20 protein-coding genes are annotated in these 24733 nt (G+C 51.7%); all 20 read left to right on the forward strand.

Annotated elements, in window-relative coordinates; translation table 11 throughout:
• Window positions 1-8 precede the first annotated feature (8 nt).
• The 20 genes from AC04Q4_RS17095 to AC04Q4_RS17190 all read left to right on the forward strand — a co-directional run bounded on the left by AC04Q4_RS17095 (window position 9) and on the right by AC04Q4_RS17190 (window position 24724).
• Window positions 9-2000: a hypothetical protein gene (locus tag AC04Q4_RS17095; RefSeq protein ID WP_476389362.1), complete on the forward strand. Its 1992-nt coding sequence runs from the start codon at window positions 9-11 to the stop codon at window positions 1998-2000.
• Complete coding sequence (locus AC04Q4_RS17100; protein ID WP_173737486.1) at window positions 1987-2697, forward strand: glycosyltransferase family 2 protein; 711 nt, start codon at window positions 1987-1989, stop codon at window positions 2695-2697. Before AC04Q4_RS17095 ends, AC04Q4_RS17100 begins: the two co-directional genes overlap by 14 nt.
• Before the next feature lie 19 nt (window positions 2698-2716).
• Complete coding sequence (locus tag AC04Q4_RS17105) at window positions 2717-4969, forward strand: DUF2298 domain-containing protein (protein ID WP_476389363.1); 2253 nt, start codon at window positions 2717-2719, stop codon at window positions 4967-4969.
• A 155-nt stretch (window positions 4970-5124) separates the two neighbouring features.
• Complete coding sequence (locus AC04Q4_RS17110; RefSeq protein ID WP_173755995.1) at window positions 5125-5706, forward strand: HD domain-containing protein; 582 nt, start codon at window positions 5125-5127, stop codon at window positions 5704-5706.
• 11 nt (window positions 5707-5717) lie between these two features.
• The gene (locus tag AC04Q4_RS17115; protein WP_476389364.1) at window positions 5718-6800 is read left to right on the forward strand and encodes an L-threonylcarbamoyladenylate synthase; all 1083 of its coding nucleotides are present in this window, start codon (window positions 5718-5720) and stop codon (window positions 6798-6800) included.
• The gene (gene rpiB / locus AC04Q4_RS17120) at window positions 6781-7209 is read left to right on the forward strand and encodes a ribose 5-phosphate isomerase B (protein ID WP_119239081.1); all 429 of its coding nucleotides are present in this window, start codon (window positions 6781-6783) and stop codon (window positions 7207-7209) included. The genes AC04Q4_RS17115 and rpiB overlap by 20 nt, the downstream gene beginning before the upstream one ends.
• Before the next feature lie 18 nt (window positions 7210-7227).
• A complete protein-coding gene (locus AC04Q4_RS17125; protein WP_173755997.1) occupies window positions 7228-7722 on the forward strand; it encodes a deoxycytidylate deaminase in 495 nt (164 codons plus the stop codon).
• Between the two features lie 444 nt (window positions 7723-8166).
• Window positions 8167-9081 (forward strand): DUF6017 domain-containing protein, encoded by a 915-nt coding sequence (locus AC04Q4_RS17130; RefSeq protein WP_476389365.1) that lies wholly within the window; start codon window positions 8167-8169, stop codon window positions 9079-9081.
• A gap of 100 nt (window positions 9082-9181) precedes the next feature.
• Window positions 9182-9652 carry a DUF3801 domain-containing protein gene (locus AC04Q4_RS17135; protein ID WP_476389366.1) on the forward strand — a complete coding sequence of 157 codons (471 nt, stop codon included), beginning with the start codon at window positions 9182-9184 and terminating at the stop codon, window positions 9650-9652.
• Window positions 9649-11457, forward strand: a complete 1809-nt coding sequence (locus tag AC04Q4_RS17140; protein ID WP_476389367.1) for a VirD4-like conjugal transfer protein, CD1115 family — start codon at window positions 9649-9651, stop codon at window positions 11455-11457. The genes AC04Q4_RS17135 and AC04Q4_RS17140 overlap by 4 nt, the downstream gene beginning before the upstream one ends.
• A 62-nt stretch (window positions 11458-11519) precedes the next feature.
• A complete protein-coding gene (locus AC04Q4_RS17145; RefSeq protein WP_005922889.1) occupies window positions 11520-11735 on the forward strand; it encodes a Maff2 family mobile element protein in 216 nt (71 codons plus the stop codon).
• A gap of 86 nt (window positions 11736-11821) precedes the next feature.
• Complete coding sequence (locus tag AC04Q4_RS17150; protein ID WP_005927770.1) at window positions 11822-12685, forward strand: VirB6/TrbL-like conjugal transfer protein, CD1112 family; 864 nt, start codon at window positions 11822-11824, stop codon at window positions 12683-12685.
• 15 nt (window positions 12686-12700) lie between these two features.
• Complete coding sequence (locus AC04Q4_RS17155; protein WP_008982752.1) at window positions 12701-13126, forward strand: PrgI family protein; 426 nt, start codon at window positions 12701-12703, stop codon at window positions 13124-13126.
• Entirely contained in the window at window positions 13053-15455 is a 2403-nt protein-coding gene (locus AC04Q4_RS17160) for a VirB4-like conjugal transfer ATPase, CD1110 family (protein WP_476389368.1), read from the forward strand. The genes AC04Q4_RS17155 and AC04Q4_RS17160 overlap by 74 nt, the downstream gene beginning before the upstream one ends.
• Window positions 15452-16348, forward strand: coding sequence for a DNA (cytosine-5-)-methyltransferase (locus AC04Q4_RS17165; protein ID WP_476389369.1), 897 nt, complete (start codon window positions 15452-15454; stop codon window positions 16346-16348). The genes AC04Q4_RS17160 and AC04Q4_RS17165 overlap by 4 nt, the downstream gene beginning before the upstream one ends.
• The gene (locus tag AC04Q4_RS17170) at window positions 16345-18321 is read left to right on the forward strand and encodes a CD1108 family mobile element protein (protein ID WP_476389370.1); all 1977 of its coding nucleotides are present in this window, start codon (window positions 16345-16347) and stop codon (window positions 18319-18321) included. Before AC04Q4_RS17165 ends, AC04Q4_RS17170 begins: the two co-directional genes overlap by 4 nt.
• A gap of 18 nt (window positions 18322-18339) precedes the next feature.
• The gene (locus AC04Q4_RS17175; protein WP_005922874.1) at window positions 18340-18591 is read left to right on the forward strand and encodes a DUF4315 family protein; all 252 of its coding nucleotides are present in this window, start codon (window positions 18340-18342) and stop codon (window positions 18589-18591) included.
• On the forward strand, window positions 18581-19303 hold the full coding sequence (locus tag AC04Q4_RS17180) for a CD1107 family mobile element protein (protein WP_476389371.1): 723 nt from the start codon (window positions 18581-18583) through the stop codon (window positions 19301-19303). The genes AC04Q4_RS17175 and AC04Q4_RS17180 overlap by 11 nt, the downstream gene beginning before the upstream one ends.
• Window positions 19300-21423 carry a DNA topoisomerase 3 gene (locus tag AC04Q4_RS17185; RefSeq protein ID WP_476389372.1) on the forward strand — a complete coding sequence of 708 codons (2124 nt, stop codon included), beginning with the start codon at window positions 19300-19302 and terminating at the stop codon, window positions 21421-21423. Before AC04Q4_RS17180 ends, AC04Q4_RS17185 begins: the two co-directional genes overlap by 4 nt.
• 94 nt (window positions 21424-21517) lie before the next feature.
• Window positions 21518-24724: a YodL domain-containing protein gene (locus tag AC04Q4_RS17190; protein ID WP_476389373.1), complete on the forward strand. Its 3207-nt coding sequence runs from the start codon at window positions 21518-21520 to the stop codon at window positions 24722-24724.
• The last annotated feature ends 9 nt before the right edge of the window (window positions 24725-24733 follow it).

Consider the following 24733-nt stretch of genomic DNA (forward strand, 5'->3'; position numbering starts at 1 on the left):
AGAATCCTATGTTTGGAATCATTTATCTTATATTATGTATATTAACAGGAATGGAAGCAGTGGGGTGTCTGTTTCCGCACAGGATAGCTGAAAATGGAAATCGGATATGGGTAATACTGCCCGCAGCTTTTGGAACCGGAGTTCTGATGTTTACATGGGCCGTTTATATCATTTCCTGGATGTTTAGTGTATGTGCGGGGGCAGAACATCCTCTTTTTTATGGAAATCTGATCGTTATGACTGTGGCAACACTGGTACTGGCAGTTCTTTTTAAGAAAAAAAAGAAGATTATTTTTTCGGTGGCAGAGGGAATGCTCACCAGAAAGTGGATTCTCAGAAAAGAGATCATTCTGTTTACAACGGTAACTGTATTTGTTACATGGATGATGTTTTATGTTTTTCATATGAAAGATGGAATTTTGTATTCCGGTTTTTCTGTATTTGGGGATTATGCACCGCATACAGCAATGATGAGATCTTTTTCCAGGGAGAATAATTTTCCTACCCAGTATCCGCATTATGGCGGGCAGGACGTGAAATATCATTTTATGTTCCAGTTTCTTGTGGGAAATCTGGAATATCTGGGAATGAGAATTGATATTGGATATAATCTGGTAAGTATTTTCTCGCTGGTGGGATTTCTTATGATCCTTTATGCGATCAGTTACCGGATGTTCCGAAGCTTCTGGGCAGGAGCCGCGGCAATCGTGTTTTTCTTTTTCCGCAGCGGTACTGCGTTCTGGCAGTATCTGTGGGAACATTTCCGTGCAGGAAATCTGGCGGAGACGTTGAGAGAGAATACCTCTTTTATCGGCTATACAACCAATGAAAACTGGGGACTCTGGAATTTTAACGTGTATCTGAATCAGAGACATCTGGCATTCGGGCTTTTGATAGTTGCGGCAGCTGTGTGGATTTTTATGGAATGGCTGGAAGCAGGATGCAGGCACAGTGAAAAAGGCATAGAGTGGATTGGAAAAAGGATCTTTTCTAAAGAGGCGTGGGTTTGCAGGAATGTTGAGGCTGCGGTTTTACTTGGAGTATTTCTGGGGCTGACTGCATTCTGGAATGGTGCGGCCCTGATCGGAGGACTTCTGATCCTGGCGGGAATGGCAGTGTTTTCAGATGGCAAGCTGGATTATGCCATCTGTGCGGCACTGGCAGTATTTTTCTCAGAGCTTCAGTCAAAGATCTTTGTATCCGGAAGTGTGATGAGTCCTTCTTTTTACTGGGGATTTCTGGCCGGGAATAAAAGTCTTATCGGTGTGATAGGATATCTGGCTGAAATCAGCGGATTTTTCTTTGTGGGACTGGCCGTAACAGTTGTATTCCTGAAAAGAAAAGAGAGGGCTATTCTGTTTGGATTTCTGCTTCCGCTGGCATTTGCATTTCTGGTATCACTGACACCGGACATCAATGTAAACCATAAGTATGTGATGATCTCCTATGCGTTTACAGCCATTTTCTGGGGTTGGTTTATGAGAGAGAGTTTTCTTATGGGAAAAACAGGCTGGAAGAAATGGGCAGGCAGAAGTGTCTGCGCGATTCTTTGTCTCTGTCTTACTTTGACAGGAATTTATGATTATGTGATCATTCTGAGAGATAATGATTCCGGACACAGGATGACTGTAAACATGAACAGTGACCTCACAGACTGGCTTTCTGAGAATCTTCATAAAGATGATCTGCTCCTGACGCCGGAGTATACCATGAATGAAGTAACTATGTCTGGTGTGATGCTTTATTGCGGATGGCCTTATTATGCGTGGTCAGCAGGGTATGATACTTATTACCGGGCAGACCAGGCTGTGACTGTTTATACAACAGATGATCAGGATATTTTAAGAGAGACAGTGGAGCAGGAGAAGATCACCTATATTCTGTTTGAAGATGGAATGTCATTTGAAAGCCAGGAGTGTCGTGAAGACATTATCAGAGAGACGTATCCGTTAGTTTATACCTCGGAGGATGGGAGAATCAGAATCTATGAAACAAGATAGTTTATATATTATTATGCCAGCATACAACGAAGAAAAAAATATCGGCTCTGTGATCGAGCAGTGGTATCCGGTAGTGGAGAAGATCGGCGGAGACAGTCGGCTGGTGATTCTTAATGATGGAAGTAAAGACGGAACTTACAAGAAAATTCAGAAGTATCAGGAGAAATATGATCGACTGACAGGGATTGACAAGCCAAACGAGGGACACGGCGGAACAATTCTGAAAGGTTATCATTACGCTGTTGATGCAGGTGCAGATTATATATTCCAGACGGATTCAGACGGACAGACTTTGCCCGAGGAGTTCTGGCAGTTCTGGGAAAAACGAAAAAAATGCGGGCTTCTGATTGGCTACCGTAAAAAACGAGAAGATGGTCTATCCAGACTTTTTGTGACGAAAGTTCTGCGTCTTGTACTGTTTCTGATCTTTGGAACATGGGTAAAAGATGCTAATACTCCATATCGTCTGATGCGTGGAAAACAGCTGGAGAAAGTTCTCAAAAGGATCCCTGACGGATTCTTTCTCTCCAATGTGCTGATGACAGTGATCTATGAGAAACATCATCTGCATGTAGAGTATATTCCGATTACTTTCCGTCCTCGTCAGGCAGGAAAGAATTCTATTAATATGAAGCGGATCGCAGTCATAGGCAGACAGGCATTTGGAGATTTTATCCGTCTGCGCCACAGGATCTGATACAGGGAGGAATGAACCGATGAAAACAAAAATCAGGGAAATACTTCCGGAGAGTGTAGCGGCGGTAATTCTGGCTGTGCTTTCTGCATATCTTCTGCAGGGAGATGTGTGGACATTCTGGACATGGTGGCTTCTGGCATTATTTATGGGGATGGTGGCCATGCCTTTGACTGGAAGATTATTTGAAGGATTTGAAGATAAAGGCTGGCTTTTTTCAAAAGTGCTGGCTATTGCTGTGACCGGATTTCTCACATGGTTTCTGGTTGCTGTAGAGATTCTTCCTTTTACATCAGCTGTGTGCATCGGCGTTTCTGTTGTATGCGCGGTGTTCTGTGCGGTAATTTTCCATATCCAGTTAAAAAAAGATATCGAGTGTTATCCGACGGGGAAAACAAAACTTATTATCCGTGAAGAACTGCTGTTTTTCGGGATCTTTCTTATGTGGACATATCTGGCAGGATTTCGTCCGCAGGCATATGGAACGGAGAAGTTTATGGATTACGGATTTATGGAAGCCATGATGCGCAGCACAACACTTCCTGCCCGTGATCTCTGGTATTCTGAAGGAACGATCAACTATTATTACGGTGGACAGTATTTTGCAGTATTTCTTACGAAACTTACAGGCAGCAGAGTGGAAGTTACCTATAATCTGATGCGTACTTTTGTGGCAGCATTTGCCTTTGTGTTTCCGTTTTCTCTGGTTCGTCAGATGATGAAGGACAGACTGTACGGACATATGGAAGGAAGAAAGAAATATCTTCCGTCTGTGGCAGGTGTAACAGCAGGTGCTGCGGTTTCTATTGCAGGAAATGTGCATTATATCGTATATCGTTGCGTGATTCCTCTGATTCAGAAACTGAAAGGAGCAGAAGAGACAGAAAGTTACTGGTTCCCGGATGCTACCCGTTATATTGGATACAACCCGGTAAATGACAGTGATAAGACAATCCATGAATTTCCGTGTTATTCCTTTGTACTTGGAGATCTTCATGCACATGTGGTTAATGTGATGTTTGTGACCTTTCTGGTGGGACTTCTCTACGCCTGGATGAAGATGATCCGAAAGAGAGGGCCGGAGCCGGAAAAACAGGATCCGAGAGATTTCTGGCTCAGACAGCTTCTGATGCCCCATATTATTCTGGCCGCTGTACTTCTGGGAATGTTCCAGTGGACTAACTACTGGGATTTTGTGATCTATTTTGTGGTGACAGGCGGTGTGTTGTTGTTTGTAAATATCATCCGTTTTGAAGGAAAAACGGTCCGCATCCTGGCAGTGACAGCTGTGCAGGCAGTGGAGATCATTGCAGTTTCTTATCTTGTGATACTGCCGTTTACTCTGAAATTTGACACTATGGTACAGGGTGTGGCACTTGCACAGCACCATTCTCTGTGGTATCAGCTTGTGATCCTCTGGGGACTTCCGGTGATCCTTACTGTGCTGCTGATCATATCCATTCTTATGGAGAAGCTGAAAGGAATGAAGAAAAAGAGCCTGTACAGATTGATGGAGGCTGTTTCCATTCCTGATCTGTTTGCGATTATCATGGGGCTGTGTGCAATTGGATTGATCGTGATTCCGGAGCTTGTGTATGTAAGAGATATTTATGAAAATGGAAATGCCAGGGCAAACACCATGTTCAAACTTACATATCAGGCGTATATTCTATTTGGAATGACAATGGGATATGGAATCTACAGACTGATAGCAGTATCAAAGCAGAAAATCTTCAGGATCCTTTCAGGAGCAGGCCTTGTGGTACTGATCTGGACAGTGGGATATTTCGGAAATGCAGTTCATTCCTGGTTCGGAGAAGTGTGGAATCCGTCTCAGTACCAGGGTCTGGATGCAACGACTTTCCTTGAGAGTGATTTTCCGCAGGATGCAGCAGCTATCCGCTGGCTGAAAGAAAATATTGAAGGAGCCCCGGTTGTTCTGGAGGCTAATGGGGACAGTTACACTGGTTATGAGAGAGTTTCCGCATCAACAGGACTTCCGACTGTTCTGGGCTGGTATGTGCATGAGTGGCTGTGGAGAAATGATGTGCCGGATCTGAATGAGAAGAGCGCGGATATAGAGACGATTTACACTTCCGCAGATGAAAAAACAGTGAAAGAACTGATCAGGAGATATGACATTTCCTATATATTTGTAGGCGGACAGGAACAGGAGAAATACGGTACAGCACTTAATGACAGTTTGCTTCAGAGTCTTGGAAGCATTGTTTACGCAGATGATATGACAGGAACTTATATTGTAAAAGTAAACTGAGGTATTGTGAGTGCTGGCAATATTATATGAATTATACAAAGTGGAGCAGGATTGACAATTTTTCCGTAACAACGCTATAATAGAGCTATTACAGAAATACAGCATGTGCTGTACAGTAAAGGCTACGACATGGCTGCTGAGAGGAGGAATATATTATGAACAGAATTGACAGACTCTACATGGAAATGATCCGGTTTTATCAGGGGGATCCCAGGCATATTCAGCATTTTGTGAAAGTGCACAGTTTTTCCAGACTGATAGGTCAGGCGGAGGGACTGGATGAAGAACAGATGTATATACTCGAGGCGGCAGCTCTTGTCCATGATATTGGAATCAAGATCGGAATGGAGAAATACGGCCGGTCTGATGGTAAGGTTCAGGAACTGGAAGGACCGGCAGCTGCGCGTGAGATGATGACCAGACTTGGTTTCCGTGAGAATGTGATAAGCAGAGTGGAGTATCTTGTTGGACATCATCATACATACAAGGATATTGACGGTCTGGACTATCAGGTCCTGGTTGAGGCTGATTTTCTTGTAAATTATTTTGAGGATGATCTTGATAAGGAACATATCAGGAAAAGTGCAGAAAAGATTTTTAAGACAGAAACAGGTAAAAAGATTGTAAAAGAGATGTTTTTCCCGGAGACTTTTCAGAAGTCGGAGACATGGGCGCAGGATGCGCTGCAGGATCTGGAGGATTTTATTGAAGAGCAGGGTATTTACATCAGACAGTAATGGAGCGTAAGATGAAAGCAGAAATAGCAGTAATGACAGCGGAAAATATAGATGAAGATGCGATCAGAAGAGGCGGTGAAATCCTGAAAAATGGCGGCCTGGTAGCATTTCCCACAGAGACGGTATATGGTCTTGGCGGCAATGCACTTGATCCGAAGGCTTCTATGAAGATCTATGCAGCTAAGGGAAGACCTTCTGATAATCCGTTGATCGTACATATTGCAGATATCCGTGATCTTGACAGGATCGTTACGGAAGTTCCTGAGAAGGCAAGGATATTGGCTGATAAATACTGGCCGGGTCCGCTGACTATGATTCTTCCGAAGGCAGATATTGTGCCGAAGGAGACAACAGGCGGGCTTGACAGCGTTGCTGTACGCTTCCCAAGCGACCGGATCGCCCAGGAGCTGATCCGATCGGCAGGGGGCTATGTGGCAGCACCAAGTGCCAATACGTCCGGTAGACCAAGTCCTACCACTGCACAGCATGTTGCAGAAGATCTGGGAGAGGCCATTGATATGATCATTGACGGCGGACAGGTAAATATCGGACTGGAATCTACGATCGTGGATTTCACAGAGGATATTCCGGTTGTTCTGAGACCTGGTTATATTTCCCTGGAAATGCTGCAGGAAACACTGGGTGATGTACGGATGGATAAGGGGCTGATCAAGCCGGACAGCAAGGTTCATCCCAAGGCACCGGGAATGAAGTACCGTCATTATGCTCCAAAAGCAGACCTTGCCATTGTAGAAGGTCCGACAGAGCAGGTAATCTCTGAGATAGAAAAGAGGGCGAAAGAAGCGGAGGAGAAGGGACAGAAAGTGGGGATCATTGCAACGGATGAGACGAAAGGCAGATATTCCCACGGTATTATCAAGAGCATCGGAAGCCGCGAACAGGAGGAAACCATTGCGCACCATCTCTATGAGGTACTGCGTGATTTTGACAGCTGTAATGTAAGTGCCATTTACTCAGAGGCATTTTTTACACCAAGAATGGGACAGGCGATCATGAACCGCTTACTGAAAGCGGCTGGTCATAAAATTATTAATGTACAGGAGGAAAAAGAGAATGATAGCACTGGGATGTGATCACGGCGGATATGAGCTGATGCAGGAGGTTAAGAAACATCTGGAAGAGAGAGGCCTTGAGTACAGGGATTTCGGATGCAACGGACCGGAATCCGTAGATTATCCGGTATACGGAAAAAAAGTTGCACAGGCTGTTCAGAGCGGAGAATGCGAGAATGGAATCCTGATCTGTGGAACAGGAATCGGAATTTCCATCACAGCCAATAAATTCAAAGGAATCCGCGCAGCACTTTGCACAGACTGCTTTACAGCAGAGGCTACAAGACTTCATAATAATGCCAATATTCTGGCTATGGGGGGACGCGTGGTAGGTCCTGGACTTGCACTGAAGATTGTAGATACTTTCCTGGATACGCCATTTTCCAATGATGAGCGTCATATCAGAAGAATTAATATGATCGAGGATTAAAGAAAAGAGGATTGCCGTATGGAGAAAAAGGGACAGAAACGGCAGGGGTATCTTTCCTGGGATGAGTATTTTATGGGAGTTGCCATGCTTTCCGGTATGCGTTCCAAGGATCCGCATTCGCAGGTTGGTGCCTGTATCGTAAGTGAGGATAACAAAATTTTGTCTATGGGGTACAATGGATTTCCCAAGGGATGTTCAGATGATGAGTTTCCCTGGGGAAGAGAGGGAGATCCGTTGGATACCAAATATCTCTATGTGACACATAGTGAGCTGAATGCTATCCTGAATTACAGAGGCGGAAGCCTGGAAGGTGCCAAGCTTTATGTATCATTGTTCCCCTGCAATGAATGTGCCAAGGCGATTATTCAGGCAGGGATCAAGACAATCGTGTATGACTGTGATAAATATGCAGATACTCCGTCTGTGATCGCCTCCAAGAAGATGTTGGATGCAGCAGGAGTGCGATATTATAAGTATAACCGTACAGACAGAGAGATCATGATCAAGGTTTGAAAACATCATGAGATAAGAATATAAGCAGGAGACATGGTTGCTGACCCGAGGGATCAGCAGCGAAGTATAAAGATAGCAGCTGGGATATGATCCCCAGCTGCTGTTTTGCAATTTTCAGATATTTGAGTTCAGATTATTTTTATCTGGATTCGCAGAGTGCTGTACAGGAATTTCCGTCACATGTTCAGGTCCTGTTTTTCAGGCTGGTGCGAGTAGTGATACAGCATTTTTTGAAAACCATCGTAGTACAATTTGTTTTTGAGGTCATCGGATAGCAACTTGCTTGTATCGCACCCCGATGGGTAGCTGTGTTTGAAATCCAGTTGCCTTTTATATACCACACAACCTAAAAATTATCAAGTACGCGCAGCGTTCACTTCTCCCATCACCGGGAGCAAATGGACGCTGCTTTTTTTGTTTGCAACGAAAGGAGGCATCCGTGAAATGGCAGTTTTTCGGGTAGAAAAGAACAGCGGCTACACGGTCATGTCAAACCACCACCTGCGGAACCGGGCCTTGTCCCTGAAAGCCAAAGGCTTACTCTCCCAAATGCTCTCCCTGCCGGAAGATTGGGACTACACCCTGCAAGGGCTGGCCCGTATCAACCGGGAAAGCATCGACGCGATACGGCAGGCCATCCGGGAACTGGAACAGGCGGGCTACATCCAGCGTTCCAGAGAACGGGACGAGAAAGGGCGGCTGCGTGGTGCAGACTATGTGATCTTCGAGCTGCCGCAGCCCGTTCCTGCATGGGTTTCACCTACATTGGAAAATCCAACGTTGGAGAATCCCACGCAGGAAAACCCTACGTTGGAAAATCCAATGCAATTAAATAAAGATAAACTAATTACAGAAAAACAAAAGAAAGAGGGATTAAATACCGATTCCATTCCTATCCATTCCCCAAACCCCTTGCCTTTGGACGAGGACGAGGCAGCGGCACCGCCGCCGGAACGGACAGGAAGCCGAAAGGAAACGGCCTATCAAATCTACCGGGACCTGATTTTGGAGAACATCGAGTATGACACCCTCACCCAGAATCCCCGGATAGACCGGGAACAGCTGGACGAGATCGTGGACATCCTGCTGGAAACGGTCTGCACTTCCCGCAAGTCCATCCGGGTGGCCGGGGACGATTACCCGGCAGAGTTGGTCAAGGCGAAATTCTTGAAGCTGGACAGCCATCACATCGAGTTCGTCATGGACTGCCTGCGGGACAACACCACCAAAGTCCGCAACATCAAGCAATACCTGCGGGCCATGCTGTTCAACGCCCCCAGCACCATCAACAGCTACTATGCGTCCCTTGTGGCGCACGATATGGCGCAGCCCGATTGGGGCCGCCCGCCCAACACCTGACCGAAAGGAGTACCCATCCATGAGAACACTTTACCTGCGGCGGCTGGTGGTTCCACCCTAGCTGCCGCTCTGAATTTTCTGCAACAAGGAGGGATTCATATTGCAGGAAGAAGTCACCCAGAAAACCATTGCCCTGTCCATGAAAACGGGCAAGCTCACCGCCCAAGCGTTGCAAGCTGCCCTGAAAAAATATTTGCAGCACCGGGCCAAGGGGCCAAAGCTGCACCACGGCAAGCAAAGCCTGAAACAGCTGAAAGCCCACGGCGCGGCCCTGACCAACATTGAAGTCACGGAAGCGAACATCGGGGCGTTCAAGCCCTGCGCCAAGAAGTACGGCGTGGACTTCACCTTGCGTAAGGACAAGACCACCCAGCCGCCCCACTACATCGTGATCTTCAAGGCCAAGGATACGGACAATCTGGAACAGGCGTTCCGGGAGTTCACAGCCAAAACGCTCTCCAAGGAGCAGCGGCCTTCTATCCGCAAGGTGCTGGCAGCAACCAAGCAGAAAGTCGCCCAGCAGCCGAAACGCGCTAAAGAAAAAATCAAGCAAAGGGGGTTAGAGCGATGAAGCCTGAACTGAAAAGGCTGCTGGTGCTGAATCTGCCATATCTGCTGTTCGTGTACCTGTTCGCCAAATGCGGGCAGGCATACCGTCTGGCGGCGGGCGTGGATGCTTCGGCAAAGCTGCTGCACCTAACGAGCGGCATCTCCGCCGCCTTTGCAAACCCGCTACCCAGCCTGCATCCGTTTGACCTCTGCGTGGGCGTTGCCGGGGCAGTGGCTGTCCGGCTCATCGTGTACAGCAAGGGCAAGAACGCCAAGAAGTACCGCAAGGGCGAGGAATACGGTTCTGCCCGGTGGGGTACCGCCAAGGACATTGCCCTGTACATCGACCCCAAGTTTGAAAACAACATCCTGCTGACCCAGACCGAACGCCTGACTATGACCGGGCGGCCCAAAGACCCCAAGACAGCCCGGAACAAGAATGTGCTGGTGATCGGCGGCTCCGGCAGCGGCAAGACCCGGTTTTACGTCAAGCCCAACCTCATGCAATGCTTTCCCACTTCCGACTATCCCACCTCATTCGTGGTCACAGACCCGAAAGGCACACTGGTTCTGGAAACGGGCCAAATGTTCCAGCGGGCAGACTACCGGGTGAAAATCCTGAACACGATAAACTTTTCCAAGTCCATGAAGTACAACCCCTTTGTCTACATCCACTCGGAAAAAGACGTGCTGAAGCTGGTGAATACCCTTATCGCTAACACCAAAGGCGAGGGTGAAAAATCAGCAGAAGATTTTTGGGTGAAGTCGGAACGGCTGTTCTACACGGCTCTGATTGGCTACATCTGGTACGAGGCCCCGGCAGAGGAAATGAACTTCACCACCCTGCTGGAAATGATAAATGCCAGTGAAGCCCGCGAGGACGACCCGGAGTTTCAAAGCCCAGTTGACCTCATGTTTGAACGGCTGGAACAGAAAGACCCGGACCACTTCGCTGTCCGGCAGTACAAAAAGTTTCTGCTGTCGGCGGGCAAGACCCGTTCCTCCATCCTGATAAGCTGCGGTGCCCGTTTAGCCCCGTTTGACATCCGGGAAGTGCGTGAACTGATGGAGGACGATGAAATGGAGCTGGACACCATCGGGGATGAAAAGACGGTATTGTTCCTGATTATGAGCGACACGGACACCACCTTCAACTTCATTCTTGCCATGCTTCAAAGCCAGCTTATCAACCTGCTGTGTGACCGTGCGGATGATAAATACGGTGGCCGACTGCCTGTCCATGTACGGCTGATTCTGGACGAGTTCGCCAACATTGGGCAGATTCCCAACTTCGACAAGCTGATCGCCACCATCCGCAGCCGGGAAATCTCGGCATCCATCATTTTGCAGAGCCAGTCGCAGCTAAAAGCCATCTACAAGGATGCGGCCGAAATCATTTCGGACAACTGCGATTCTGTTCTCTTTTTGAGTGGGCGGGGTAAGAATGCCAAAGAGATCTCCGATGCGCTGGGGAAAGAGACCATCGACAGTTTCAACACCAGCGAGAACCGGGGTTCTCAAACCTCCCACGGACTGAACTATCAAAAATTAGGAAAGGCGTTGATGTCAGAGGACGAAATCGCAATCATGGACGGCGGCAGGTGCATTTTGCAGCTGCGGGGCGTGAGGCCGTTCTTCTCGGAGAAGTTCGACATTACAAAGCACCCGCACTACAAATACCTTGCGGACGCGGACAAAAAGAATACCTTTGAGGTGGACAGGTTCTTATCCACCCTGCGCCGGAAACGGCAGCAGGTAGTCGCACAGGACGAAAGTTTTGACCTGTACGAAATCGACCTGTCGGATGAAGATGCAGCCGCCGAATGAGGCGGCATTTTTTGAAAAAATTTTTGAGTGCCGCAGAACAAGCGGCAGAAAGTGAGGACCTTATGGAATTTTTCAACAGCGCAGTTGATACTTTGCAGACGATTGTGGTCGGTCTGGGCGGTGCCCTGTGTGTCTGGGGTGGCATCAACCTGTTGGAGGGCTATGGACAGGATAACCCCGGCAGCAAGAGCCAGGGCGTGAAGCAGCTGGTCGCGGGCGGCGGCGTTGCCCTGATCGGCGTGACCCTTGTCCCGCTGCTGTCCGGGCTGCTGGGCTAACCTCAACTTATCCGTACATCCACCTTTGAGACCCCACCGCGCTCTCCCGCTCACATGGGAGGGCGCGGGAAAGGAGGTATCTTTGCTTGATTAGTGAAATCATCGAGAAATGGATAAAAGGCATTTTGATAGATGGCATCACGGGCAACCTCTCCGGCCTGTTCGATAACGTGAACGCCAAGGTGGGCGAAATCGCTTCGGATGTCGGCTCCACCCCGCAGGCGTGGAACAGCGGCATCTTCAATATGCTGCGTAGTCTTTCCGAAACGGTGGTGCTGCCCATTGCAGCGGCTATCCTTGCCCTTGTGATGTGCCATGAGCTTATCCAGATGATTACCGAAAAGAACAATATGCACGACTTTGACACCTCCATGTTCTTCCGCTGGATTTTCAAGTCTGCTTTTGCCATCCTCATTGTCAGCAACACATGGAATATCGTTATGGGTGTGTTCGATGCCACCCAGAGCGTTGTCAACCAAAGCTCCGGCGTTATCATCGGCGAAACGTCCATCCACTTTGACCGCCTGATACCCGGACTGGAATTTCAGCTGGAAAGCATGACCATCGGCAGTCTGCTCAGCCTGTGGTTCCAGACCCTTGTGGTGGGCCTGACCATGAACATCCTGTCCATCTGCATCTTCCTTGTGACCTACGGCCGCATGATTGAAATTTATGTGGTCACGGCGTTAGGCCCTATCCCGCTGGCGACCATGGGCAGCAGCGAGTGGCGCAGCACCGGGCAGAACTACTTGAAGTCTTTGCTGGCACTGGGTTTCCAAGCGTTCCTGATTATGATTGTCGTGGGCATCTATGCGGTGCTGATACGCAACATTTCAGGCGCAGCGGACATTGCCGGGGCCATCTGGGGCTGCATGGGCTACACCGTGCTGCTCTGCTTCTGTCTGTTCAAGACCGGCAGCATCAGCAAATCCGTGTTCGGTGCCCATTGAGAAAGGAGCGTTTGAATGGCGTATGTGACCGTTCCCAAAGATTTGACCCATGTAAAATCCAAAGTCTTATTCGGGCTGACCAAGCGGCAGTTGGTCTGCTTCGGCGGTGCGCTTTTAACGGGCGGACCGCTTTATTTTTTGGCCCGGAACTATCTTTCCAACAGTGCAGCGGCCCTGCTGATGATTTTTGCCATGCTGCCGGGGCTGCTGTTCGCTCTGTTTGAGCGGCACGGCCAGCCCCTTGAAGTAGTGATTCAGCAAATGATTCAGTGCTGCTTTATCCGTCCCAAGGAAAGGCCCTATCAGACCAACAATGCTTACGCCGCCCTTGTGCGGCAATACCAAATGGAACAGGAGGTAAAGGCCATTGTCCAGAAAAACGATACCCCGCGAAACCGAAAAGCCCAAAAAGCTCACCCGCGCCCAGAAAAAAGAAATTGATGCTGTTCTCCGCAAGTACAAGGGTGACGGCAAGCCCCGCACGGCACAGGCCACCATCCCGTATGAGGCCATCTACCCGGACGGTGTGTGCCGCATTGACCGACGCACATTCTCTAAGTGCATTGCCTTTGAGGACATCAGTTATCAGCTGGCCCAGCCGGAAACAAGAACCGCCATCTTTGAACACCTGTGCGACCTCTACAACTATGTGGATGCTTCCATCCATGTGCAGCTTTCGTTTTTGAATCGCAAGGTTGACCCGGTGCAGTACGCAAAAAGTTTTGAGATCGCACCGCAGGGGGATGATTTTGACGACATCCGCGCCGAGTACACCGCCATCCTGCAAAAGCAGCTTGCCAGCGGCAACAACGGCATCGTCAAAACGAAATACCTGACCTTCACCATCGAGGCCGACAGTCTGAAAACAGCGCGGGCCCGTCTGACCCGCATTGGCCTTGACCTGCTGGGCTACTTCAAGGCTATGGGCTGCGTGGCGCACGTTATGGACGGGCAGGAGCGTTTGGAAGTTCTGCACGGCATCTTCCACCCGGACGGCGAACCGTTCCGTTTTGACTGGGACTGGCTGGCACCCTCCGGCCTGTCTACCAAGGATTTTGTGGCCCCGTCCTCCCTCTGTTTCGGTACGGCCAAAACCTTTGGTTTGGGCGGCAAGTATGGAGCTGTGAGTTTTTTACAAATCCTTGCGCCGGAACTTTCGGACGAAATGCTGGCCGACTTCCTCAAAACGGAAAGCGGGATTCTCGTCAATCTCCATGTGCAGGCCATTGACCAGACCGAGGCCATCAAAACCATCAAGCGAAAAATCACAGACCTTGACGCCATGAAGATTCAGGAGCAGAAAAAGGCTGTCCGTTCCGGGTACGACATGGATATACTGCCCAGCGACCTTGCCACCTACGGCGAGGATGCCAAAAAGCTGCTGAACAAACTGCAAACAAGAAATGAGCGATTGTTCATGCTGACTTTTTTAGTGCTGAACGTGGCCGACACCAAGCAAAAGCTGGGCAACGATGTGTTCCAAGCGGCGGGTGTGGCGCAGAAGTACAACTGCTCCCTTGTCCGGCTGGATTACCAGCAGGAGCAGGGCCTTGTGTCCAGCCTTCCGCTGGGTATCAACCAGATAAAGATTCAGCGCAGCCTTACCACCTCCAACGTGGCGGTGTTCGTGCCCTTTGTCACGCAGGAGCTTTTCCAGAGTGGGGCCGCCATGTACTACGGCATCAACGCAAAATCCCACAACATGATCATGCTGGACCGCAAGCAGGCCCGGTGTCCCAACGGCTTAAAGCTGGGCACGCCCGGCAGCGGCAAATCCATGAGCTGCAAGTCTGAAATCGTCAGTGTATTTTTAACGACTGCTGACGATATTTTTATTTCAGACCCAGAGGCCGAGTATTATCCGCTGGTCAAGCGGCTGCATGGGCAGGTCATCAAACTTTCGCCCACCAGCAAGGACTATGTGAATCCTCTGGACATCAACCTGAATTATTCCGAAGATGACAGCCCGCTGGCCTTGAAGTCGGATTTTGTGCTGTCGTTCTGTGAGCTGGTCATGGGCGGCAAAACAGGTCTGGAAGCGATTGAACGCACCGTGATAGACCGTGCCGTGAAAGCTATCTATCGCCCCTATCTGGCGAATCCCTGCCCGGAGAATATGCCGATTTTGTCTGACCTCCACCAAGCCCTGCTCGACCAGCACTTGCCGGAAGCGGACCGGGTGGCGCAGGCATTAGACCTGTATGTGTCCGGCTCGCTGAATGTGTTTAATCACAAAACGAATGTGGACATCCACAACCGGCTTGTGGCCTTTGACATCAAAGAGTTAGGCAAGCAGTTAAAAAAACTGGGGATGCTCATTATCCAAGACCAGATATGGGGCCGCGTCACCCAGAACCGCAGCCAAGGCCGGGCCACATGGTATTTTGCAGACGAGTTCCACCTTTTGCTGAAAGAGGAACAGACCGCCGCGTACAGTGCCGAGATTTGGAAGCGCTTCCGCAAATGGGGCGGCGTGCCCACAGGTGCCACCCAAAATGTGAAGGACCTTCTTTCTTCCCCGGAGATCGAGAATATTTTGGAAAACAGCGACTTCATCACGCTGCTGAATCAGGCATCCGGCGACCGCAAAATCCTTTCGGAACGGCTGAACCTCTCCGCAGACCAGCAGAAGTACATCGACAATTCGGAACCGGGCGAAGGACTGCTGATTTTTGAAAACGTGGTGCTTCCGTTTTCCAACCCCATCCCGAAAAACACACAGCTCTATAAGATCATGACCACCCGGCTCAGCGAGGTGGTGGAGCTATGAGCTTAACACATTTCAGCTTGTTTTCCGGCATCGGCGGCATCGACCTTGCCGCGGAAGCAGCGGGGTTTACCTCTGTCTGTCAATGCGAGTGGGCGGCATTTCCCGCCGCTGTACTGGCAAGCCACTGGCCGGAAGTGCCCCGTTTTCAGGACATCACCACTGTAACAAAGGAGGCTTTCTTTGAAAAAACAGGACTTCGCACCGTCACCCTCATTTCAGGTGGCTTCCCGTGCCAGCCGTTCTCCACCGCAGGGCGGCAGCGCGGCTTCCACGATGAACGCTACCTGTGGCCCGAAATGCTGCGGGTCATCCGGGAATTGCAGCCCCGTTGGGTGCTTGGAGAAAATGTTGCTGGCTTCCTCCGTATGGGGCTCGACAAAACGCTCATTGACTTGGAGCAGGCAGGTTACGATGTTCGGGTTTTCGTATTACCTGCTGCTGCCGTTGGCGCATGGCACGAACGGAAACGGGTATTCATCATCGGCTCCGCTGTTTCCCACGCCCCTTGCCAGCGACACCGGGGATGTGGGCAAGGGGCTGGACATCCAAATTTCTGCAAATGGCAGCTACCGCAAGATGAACAAGGATGGCAAAGCATGGACGGCGCGGCTCTCTCATGTGATCTACCGTATGACACCCACCACGCTGGAAAAGCCCTATCTCAACCCGGACTGGGTAGAGTGGCTGATGGGTTTCCCGCGCAAATGGACGGACATTCCCTTTGGGCCGAAGAACCCGCCGACATCCCGCGCCTGACCGAAGATGTGCCGAACCGCAGCAAGCGGATGAAAACACTGGGCAATGCAGTTTCGCCGCCGCAGGTGTTCCCGATTCTCAAATACATTGCGGACATTGAAACGGGTCGCTGTCCGATGGGAGGTGAAGAACTTTGAAAGAATTGCAGGCAAAAGCCAAAGTCACCCAGACCATGACCCGTGACGGTCTGGTGGTAGAAAATCAGGCTGACGGAACTGTGGAGAACGTTTCCAGCCGGGAGGCAGAACAGGATTATTCCACGGATGCCGAGGGCAAAGCTGAAAAAATTCTGGAACGCGCCGAGGACGTAAAGGACAAGCACAAGGCAAAGAAAAAAGCCAAGCAAGCTGTGGAAACTGCCGAAAGTGAAGATGGCTTGCATGGTTCGGCAGCACGTCTGGAACTGACCGAGGAAGAACGCGCAGACCCGGAGTTGCAGCCGTTCATCCAAAAAGCCGAGAAGAAAGCTGACAAGTTGGATGCGGCCCGCGCCGCTCTGCCGAAAAAGCGTGTCCCGGTCAAAGAAAAAGTCTACGATGCCGCCAGCGGCAAGGCGAAATCCACCCTGCGCTTTGAGCAGCAGGACAAAGGCCCGCCCAACCTGAAACCAAACCCGGCCAGCCGTCCAATTTCGGAAGCGTTGCTGTTCGCCCACGGAAAAATCCACGAAGTCGAACACGAAAATGTGGGTGTAGAGGGCGGCCACAAGGGTGAAGAACTGGTGGAGCGGCAGACCGCTAAGGCCATCCGCAGCGGCATCCGACACCACAAGATGAAGCCCTACAAGGCCGTGGAAAAGGCAGAACGGGAACTGCGTTCGGCCAACGCCGAGTATTTCTATCAGAAGTTGTTGCGGGACAATCCGCAGATCGCGCAGTCCGCCAGCAATCCCATTTCCCGGATGTGGCAGAAACAGCGTATCAAGCAGCAGTACGCCAAGGCCGCGCGGCAGACCGGACAAGCCGCCGCGCAGGGTGCAGCCGCCACCGCAGAGAACGGTTTCCGGGTAACAAAGCTGGCAGCCGAAGGCGGCGAACGGGTGGCCGAATTTGCTGCCCAGAACTGGAAAACCATTCTGATCGTGGCGGTGTTCGGTCTGCTGGCTCTGCTCTTGATAACGGGCTTGCAGTCCTGCACGGTGATGGCGGGCACCGCTGGGACCGGCGTGACGGCATCTTCTTATTTTTCCAAGGACAAGGATATGCTGGGTGCAGAGAAGGCTTATGCCAAGCTGGAACAAAAGATGCAACGGTATCTCGACACCTACGAGGCCACCCACAACTATGACGAATACCACTTTTATCTGGACGAAATCGAGCATGACCCCTATGTGCTGATCTCGATTCTGTCCGCGCTGCATGATGGCGTTTTTACATTGGCCGAGGTGCAGGGCGAACTTGAAATGCTGTTTGAAAAGCAATACATCCTGACCGAGACCGTAACCATGCAGATACGCTACCGCACCAAGACCATGCTCATCATCGGGCCGGGTGGCGTGCCGCAGCTCATCACCTACCAAGAGCCGTATGAATACTACATCTGTACCGTCAAGCTGAAGAACAAGGATTTGTCCCATCTGCCCGTGGAAGTGCTGACCGAAGAACAGCTCAGTGCCTATTCGCTCTATATGCGCACGCTGGGCAATCGGCCGGATTTGTTCGGGCAAGCCCAGTACCCCAATGCGTCCACCATCAAGCAGCCTACCTATTACGATATTCCCCCGGAAGCCCTCAAAGATGATAGGTTCGCCGCCATGATGGAGGAAGCGACAAAGTACATCGGCTACCCGTATGTGTGGGGCGGCAGTTCACCCAGCACCAGCTTTGATTGCAGCGGCTACATTTCGTGGGTGCTGAATCATTCCGGCTGGAACGTGGGACGCCAGACGGCACAGGGCCTTTACAACCTCTGCACCCCTGTTTCAGCGGCGCAGGTCAAACCGGGCGACCTTGTGTTTTTCAAGGGAACCTACGATACCCCCGGCGTGAGCCATTGCGGCATCTATGTGGGCAATTCCATCATGCTGCACTGCGGCGACCCCATCTCTTACACAAATCTCAACTCAAAATATTGGCAGGAACATTTTTACAGCTATGGGCGTTTACCGTGACGCCAGAAAGGATTTTGTATGGCAAAAAGACTTTCCCGCATTGAGCGCGACATTGAACGGCTCAAAGAAAAAATCTCCGAATACCAGCAGCAGTTGAAAGAACTGGAAGCTGCAAAGACCGAACAGGAAAATCTTCAAATCATTCAGCTGGTGCGCAGCATGAACATGACGCCGGACGAGTTTGCAGCCTTCCTGCGCAGCGGTGCGCTGAACGCGGCACCCACCGTCACCCCGTACCACAAACAGGAGGATGCCGCCGATGAAACCTGACAACTGGAACCGCTTCGCTGCCGGACTGCTGGCTATCCTGCTCTGCCTCTGCTCCTTTTCCATGCCCGCTTTCGCAAGCGGTACTGACCCTGCCCCGGAACCTCTGCCGGAGATTATCGAAGAAGAACCCACCACGGGCGGCATGGAGCCGGAGGGCGTGCCCATCACGCCCAAGGGCAACGCAACACTGGTGGATGATTTTTACGGCGACAAGCAGCTTATCACTGTGACCACTAAAGCCGGGAATTATTTTTACATTCTCATTGACCGCGCCAACGAGGACAAAGAAACCTCTGTCCACTTCCTGAACCAAGTGGATGATGCCGACTTGCTGGCTCTGCTGGATGAAGAACCGCAGGCCGCCGAAGTCTGCACCTGCACGGTGAAATGTGAGGCCGGAAACGTCAACGAAAACTGCCCCTTGTGTGAAAAGAGCCTGCGCAACTGCACGGCCCCGGAAGCGGTGAAAACTGACACCGAAACGCCGCAGGAAAAGCCGAAGTCCAACATGGGCAGTCTGATGATCCTACTGGTGCTGGCTCTGGCGGGCGGCGGCGCGGCTCTCTATTATTTCAAGTTCCGCAAACCCAAGGCCGACACCACCGGGCACGATGATCTGGACGAATACGATTTTGGCGAGGACGAGGATGCAGACGAGGAACCGGCTGAAATCGAAATTCATTCAGAGGACGAACAGGAGGACGAAACATGAGCTTTCAGCTGGTGATCGCCGAAAAACCCAGTGTGGCCCGCAGCATTGCCGCCGTGATCGGGGCCGATGAAAAGCAAAACGGCTACTGGCAAGGTGGCGGGTATCTGGTCAGCTGGTGCATCGGGCATCTGGTGTCCTTTGCCGAGGCGGGCCAGTACGATGAAAAATACTGTAAGTGGCGGTATGAGGATTTGCCCATCCTGCCCCAGCCGTGGCAGTTCATTGTACCGGACGAAAAGAAACAGCAGTTTGAAATTGTGCGCTCTCTGCTCAACCGCCCGGATGTGGACAGTGTGACCGCCGCGACCGATGCAGGCCGGGAGGGAGAACTGATTTTCCGTTTCGTCTACCAAATGGCCGGTTGCACAAAACCTGTGAAGCGGCTCTGGATTTCCAGCATGGAGGATGCCGCTATCCGGGAGGGCTTTGCAAACCTGCGCCCGGATTCGGACTACGATGCGCTATACCAGTCGGCCCTCTGCCGCGCAAAGGCGGATTGGCTGGTGGGCATCAATGCAACACGGCTGTTTTCGGTGTTGTACCATAAGACCCTAACCGTGGGCCGGGTGCAGACCCCGACACTGAAAATGCTGGTGGACCGGGATGCAAAAATCCTGCGCTTCCAGAAAGAAAAGTATTACACGGTCGGCATCCAGTCTGGCAGCCTGAAAGCAGACAGTGGGCGCATTGCCAGCATGGACGAGGCCAACACTTTGAAATCTACTTGTGCCGGAACATCTGCCATCTGTACTTCTATCAAGCGTGAGAGAAAGGCAGAACAGCCGCCCAAGCTCTATGACCTGACCACCTTGCAGCGGGAGGCAAACCGCCTGTTCGGTTTCACGGCAAAGCAGACCCTTGATTACGCCCAGCAACTTTACGAAAAGAAACTGCTGACCTATCCCCGCACGGACAGCCAATATCTGACCGAGGACATGGGCCAGACAGGACAACATCTTGTGTCTGATCTGCTGGGGCTGCTGCCCTTTGCCCAAGGACTTGCGCTGACTGCGGAAGTAGGCCGAGTGCTGAACAGCAAAAAGGTATCGGACCACCACGCAATCATTCCCACTGCTGAATTTGCAAAACAGGGCTTCGCTGGTCTTGCCGAAAGTGAATGCAAGCTGATGAACCTTGTCTGCTCCAAACTGCTCTGTGCGGTGGCCGCACCCCACGAGTACGAAACAGTGACCGCCGTGTTCTCCTGTGCAGGGAACGAGTTCACCGCCAAGGGAAAAACGGTGCTTGTCCCCGGATGGAAAGAGATCGACCAGCGATTCCACTCCACCCTGAAAACAGACGGTGATGAAGAAACGGAAGCCCTGAACACCCTGCCGGAACTGGCCGAGGGACAAAGTTTTTCTGCGGTGGCTGACATTTCGGAACATTTCACGTCCCCGCCGAAAGCCTACACCGAAGATACGCTCCTGTCAGCAATGGAGCGGGCCGGGGCCGAAGATATGCCGGAGGACAAGGTGAATTGCTCCGCAGGAGCAAGAGAGGGTGGCCTGGGCCATGCAGAGCGCAAGGGGCTGGGCACTCCGGCCACCCGTGCCGCGATTCTGGAAAAACTGGTGCAAATGGGCTTTGTGCAGCGCAAGGGCAAGCAACTGGTGCCCACCAAGGACGGCATCAATCTGGCGGTGGTTCTGCCGGAAAGTTTGACCTCTCCCGCTCTGACTGCTGAATGGGAAAATCGCCTGACCGAGATTGCCAAAGGCAGCGCAGACCCAGACGAGTTCATGGCTGAAATTGAAACGCAGGTGCGCCAGCTGGTCAAGACCTATTCCTGCATCAGTGCAGATAAGCAAAACCTGTTCCAGTCGAAACGGGTCATCATCGGCAAGTGCCCCCGGTGCAATGAAAACGTCTATGAGGGCAAGAAAAACTTCTACTGCGGGAATCGTAGTTGTCAGTTCGTGATGTGGAAGAATGACCGCTTCTTTGAGCAGCGCAAAAAGGCGTTCACACCGAAGATCGCCGCTGCTCTGCTCAAAGACGGCAAGGCAAAAGTCAAGGGCCTCTACTCCGAAAAGACAGGCAAAATCTATGATGCAACGGTGCTTCTGGCAGATACGGGAGGCAAATACGTCAATTACCGGGTAGAGCGTAAGGGATAAAGAAAACGAGGGCCGGTTATGGTAAGGTGAAGCATTCATTTTGCCATAACCGGCTCTCTCTATCCGTAGGATAGCAAAAAAGGAGTGTGACCAAATGAGCGAATTATTTTCCATCCAGCTACAAAATCGGCAGCAGCAAGGCAGGGATGGTGTCTGGCTAGACCTGCCCACCACAACCGAACAGGTACAAGCGGCCCTGCGGCAAATCGGCATTTCGTCCGATAATCCGCAGGGCCTTTTCATTTCTGGCTACTTTGCCGAGGAAGAAAAACGCTTTGCAATTCCTTATAACATGGTGCTGGCATCCAATGTGGACGAACTGAACTTTCTGGCATCACGACTGGAAACACTCTCTACCGGGGAACGCGCAGAGTTGAACGCCGCCCTGCAAGCCCCGCAGAGTGAGCTTTCCAGCATCGGGAGAATCACCGACTTTCCCGAAAACGTGGACTACTATGTGCATCTGCCGGATGTGCACGGGCCTGCCCAGCTGGGAGATTACTACCTGAATCGCTCCGGCATGGTGGATATGCCGGAAGAATGGAAAGGCGGCATCGACACGGCGCAGTTCGGCCGGTATGTGGCCCAGCAGGAACAGGGTGCGTTCACCCAGTACGGCTACCTTGTCAAAAGCGGGGACGAGTGGCAGAAAGTCCACGAGGGCCAGCCCGTGCCGGAGGAATACCGGGTGCTGTCCTTTCCTGCGCCGGAAGTTTTGCGAGATTCGGCCAACATCCCGCCGCCTGTTCAGCCTGAAACGGAACCGCAGAAAGTTATTCCCATTATCCTAAACGGCAAAGACAGCGTAGAACGGATGAAAGAAATCACGGACCGGCTGGAAACAGGCATTCAGCAGTTGTTCGACAGCGACCGCTACAAAGCCTACCTCACCACGATGGCGAAATTCCACAATTACAGCTTCAACAACACCTTGCTGATCGCCATGCAGGGCGGGCAGCTGGTGGCCGGCTTCAACAAGTGGAAAGACACATTCCACCGCACCGTAAAGAAAGGCGAAAAAGGCATCAAAATTCTGGCCCCTGCGCCGTACAAGGTCAAGCAGAAGATGGAAAAGCGGGACGAACAGGGTAAGCCGATTCTGGACAAGGACGGCAAGCCGCTGACTGAGGAAAAAACGGTGCAGATTCCGGCGTTCAAGGTGGTGTCTGTGTTCGATGTCAGCCAGACCGAGGGCGAACCGCTGCCCTCTATCGCGGTGAATGAACTGTCCGGCAGCGTGCAGGACTACCAAGATTTTTTCAAGGCATTGGAGCAGTCATCCCCGGTGCCCATCGGGTTTGAGGACATCGAGGGCGGGGCGCACGGGTACTTTCATCTGCTCGACAACCGCATTGCCATCCAAGAGGGCATGAGCCAGTTACAGACCATCAAGACGGCTATCCATGAAATTGCCCATGCAAAGCTGCACACCATCGACCCAGACGACCCGGAACAGGCCAACCGCCCGGACAGCCGCACCCGCGAGGTGCAGGCCGAAAGCGTGGCCTATGCCGTCTGCCAGCATTACGGGCTGGACACGTCCGAGTATTCCTTTGGCTATGTAGCTGGGTGGAGTTCGGGCCGGGAACTGGCCGAACTGAAAGCCTCTCTGGAAATTATTCGCAGTGCGGCCCATGAGCTGATCTCCGCGCTGGACGAACATCTAGCAGAACTTCGCCAGCAGCGGGAAGCAGACCTTTCCGCTGCACAGGAGGCCGCATTTGCATTGGATAACGGCAGTACCCTGTTCATCCAGACCTGTGATTCCGGCTATGACTACACCCTGTACGGCCCGGACAATAAAGCTCTGGACGGCGGGCAGTTGGACGCACCCGGTTTGACCCTGCCGGATGCCGGGCAGGAAGCGCTTAACCTGCTGGGGCAGACAGCCGCAGTGTCGGAAGTCCTGTTGGGTGATAAACTGGCAGCGTTTCAAGAGGCAACCGAAAAAGCCAATGAACTTTCTGCCCCGGTAGCAGAAAAGGCCGCTGTGCCAGATTTATCCGCAGAGCCTACGGTCACAATTCTGTGGAGCGAAAGCGACAAGCTGCAGGACGGCGAAACCATGCCGCTGTCCGTGGCGAATCGTGTTTTTGAAGAACTGGACACCGCCCAGCACACGGACCGGGAAAAGGACGGCTACACGGGCGGCTGGTACGACAAAACAGCCTTCCGTATTGACTTTACTATGAACGGCCAGCCGGATAACTACGAGGGACGGCAGGATTTTGGTGACGGAGAGGGTTCCCTGATTCAGCACATCCAGAGCTACCACGAATACTACGCCAAAGACGAGAACTGGAAAAATTTTGTTCTGCATAACAAAGGCCCGGAAGCGTGGGAACAAGACAAGGCAGAGCGGGAAATGGTGCTGACCGAGTTTATCCCGTACCTCAAACAACATTGCAATCTTTCGGCCATGGAGCAGGCAGCCACCGCCGCTTTGCGAGAGGGACAGAACATTTCGCCGGAACAGGCTGCCCATTACAACGCTGTTGTGACCTATGTGCAGGACTGCCGCCCACTGCTCAACCAAGGCCAGTACAACTTGCCGGAACCGCCCAAGCTGGCCGACTTTGACCAGACCTTGCAGGACTATAAGGCACAGGTACAGGCCGAGATCGAGCAGGAAGCGGCCGCTGCTGGAATGACCGTAGAGGAATACGCAGCGGCAGGCTTTGAAGCACCGCAGCAGGACAGCTTTTCCATCTACCAGCTGCGCAATGAAGATTCCACCCGCGATTACCGTTTTGAGCCCTACGACCGCCTGCAGGCTGCCGGTTTGACCGTGGATAAGGCCAACTATACGGAAGTATACGCCGCACCGCTGACTGCTGGCACCACGTTGGAGGACATCTACCGCACATTCAATGTGGATCATCCGGCAGACTTTAAGGGACACTCGCTGTCCGTTTCGGATGTGGTGGTGCTGCACCAGAACGGACAAAATACCGCTCACTACTGCGATAGTGTGGGCTTCCAGCAGGTGCCAGAGTTCTTGCGAGAAAATCCGCTGCGCACCGCAGAGCTTTCCACGGAACAAAACGAAAATATGATTGACGGTGTGCTGAACAATGCGCCCTCTCTGGGCGAGTTGGAGGCCAAAGCAAAAGCCGGAGAACAAATCTCTCTGACGGACCTTGCCGCCGCAGTCAAGGCCGAAGAAAAGGCACCAAAAGCCAAGAAGTCCCACACGGCCAAGCCGAAAAAGCCATCCATCAGGGCACAGCTGGATGCCGCAAAAAAGGAGCAGAGCAGGCAAACGCCGCCACGGGAAAAGACAAAGGAATTGGAGGTATAAGCCGTGCAA

The organism is Blautia sp. HA8986, assembly GCF_056504635.1.

Excerpts from the sequence above, each read along its gene's own strand:
- AC04Q4_RS17095 (WP_476389362.1), top strand. The coding sequence starts at position 9 with ATGTTTGGAATCATTTATCTTATATTATGTATATTAACAGGAATGGAA.
- AC04Q4_RS17100 (WP_173737486.1), top strand. The coding sequence starts at position 1,987 with ATGAAACAAGATAGTTTATATATTATTATGCCAGCATACAACGAAGAA.
- AC04Q4_RS17105 (WP_476389363.1), top strand. The coding sequence starts at position 2,717 with ATGAAAACAAAAATCAGGGAAATACTTCCGGAGAGTGTAGCGGCGGTA.
- AC04Q4_RS17110 (WP_173755995.1), top strand. The coding sequence starts at position 5,125 with ATGAACAGAATTGACAGACTCTACATGGAAATGATCCGGTTTTATCAG.
- AC04Q4_RS17115 (WP_476389364.1), top strand. The coding sequence starts at position 5,718 with ATGAAAGCAGAAATAGCAGTAATGACAGCGGAAAATATAGATGAAGAT.
- rpiB (WP_119239081.1), top strand. The coding sequence starts at position 6,781 with ATGATAGCACTGGGATGTGATCACGGCGGATATGAGCTGATGCAGGAG.
- AC04Q4_RS17125 (WP_173755997.1), top strand. The coding sequence starts at position 7,228 with ATGGAGAAAAAGGGACAGAAACGGCAGGGGTATCTTTCCTGGGATGAG.
- AC04Q4_RS17130 (WP_476389365.1), top strand. The coding sequence starts at position 8,167 with ATGGCAGTTTTTCGGGTAGAAAAGAACAGCGGCTACACGGTCATGTCA.
- AC04Q4_RS17140 (WP_476389367.1), top strand. The coding sequence starts at position 9,649 with ATGAAGCCTGAACTGAAAAGGCTGCTGGTGCTGAATCTGCCATATCTG.
- AC04Q4_RS17145 (WP_005922889.1), top strand. The coding sequence starts at position 11,520 with ATGGAATTTTTCAACAGCGCAGTTGATACTTTGCAGACGATTGTGGTC.
- AC04Q4_RS17155 (WP_008982752.1), top strand. The coding sequence starts at position 12,701 with ATGGCGTATGTGACCGTTCCCAAAGATTTGACCCATGTAAAATCCAAA.
- AC04Q4_RS17165 (WP_476389369.1), top strand. The coding sequence starts at position 15,452 with ATGAGCTTAACACATTTCAGCTTGTTTTCCGGCATCGGCGGCATCGAC.
- AC04Q4_RS17175 (WP_005922874.1), top strand. The coding sequence starts at position 18,340 with ATGGCAAAAAGACTTTCCCGCATTGAGCGCGACATTGAACGGCTCAAA.
- AC04Q4_RS17180 (WP_476389371.1), top strand. The coding sequence starts at position 18,581 with ATGAAACCTGACAACTGGAACCGCTTCGCTGCCGGACTGCTGGCTATC.
- AC04Q4_RS17185 (WP_476389372.1), top strand. The coding sequence starts at position 19,300 with ATGAGCTTTCAGCTGGTGATCGCCGAAAAACCCAGTGTGGCCCGCAGC.
- AC04Q4_RS17190 (WP_476389373.1), top strand. The coding sequence starts at position 21,518 with ATGAGCGAATTATTTTCCATCCAGCTACAAAATCGGCAGCAGCAAGGC.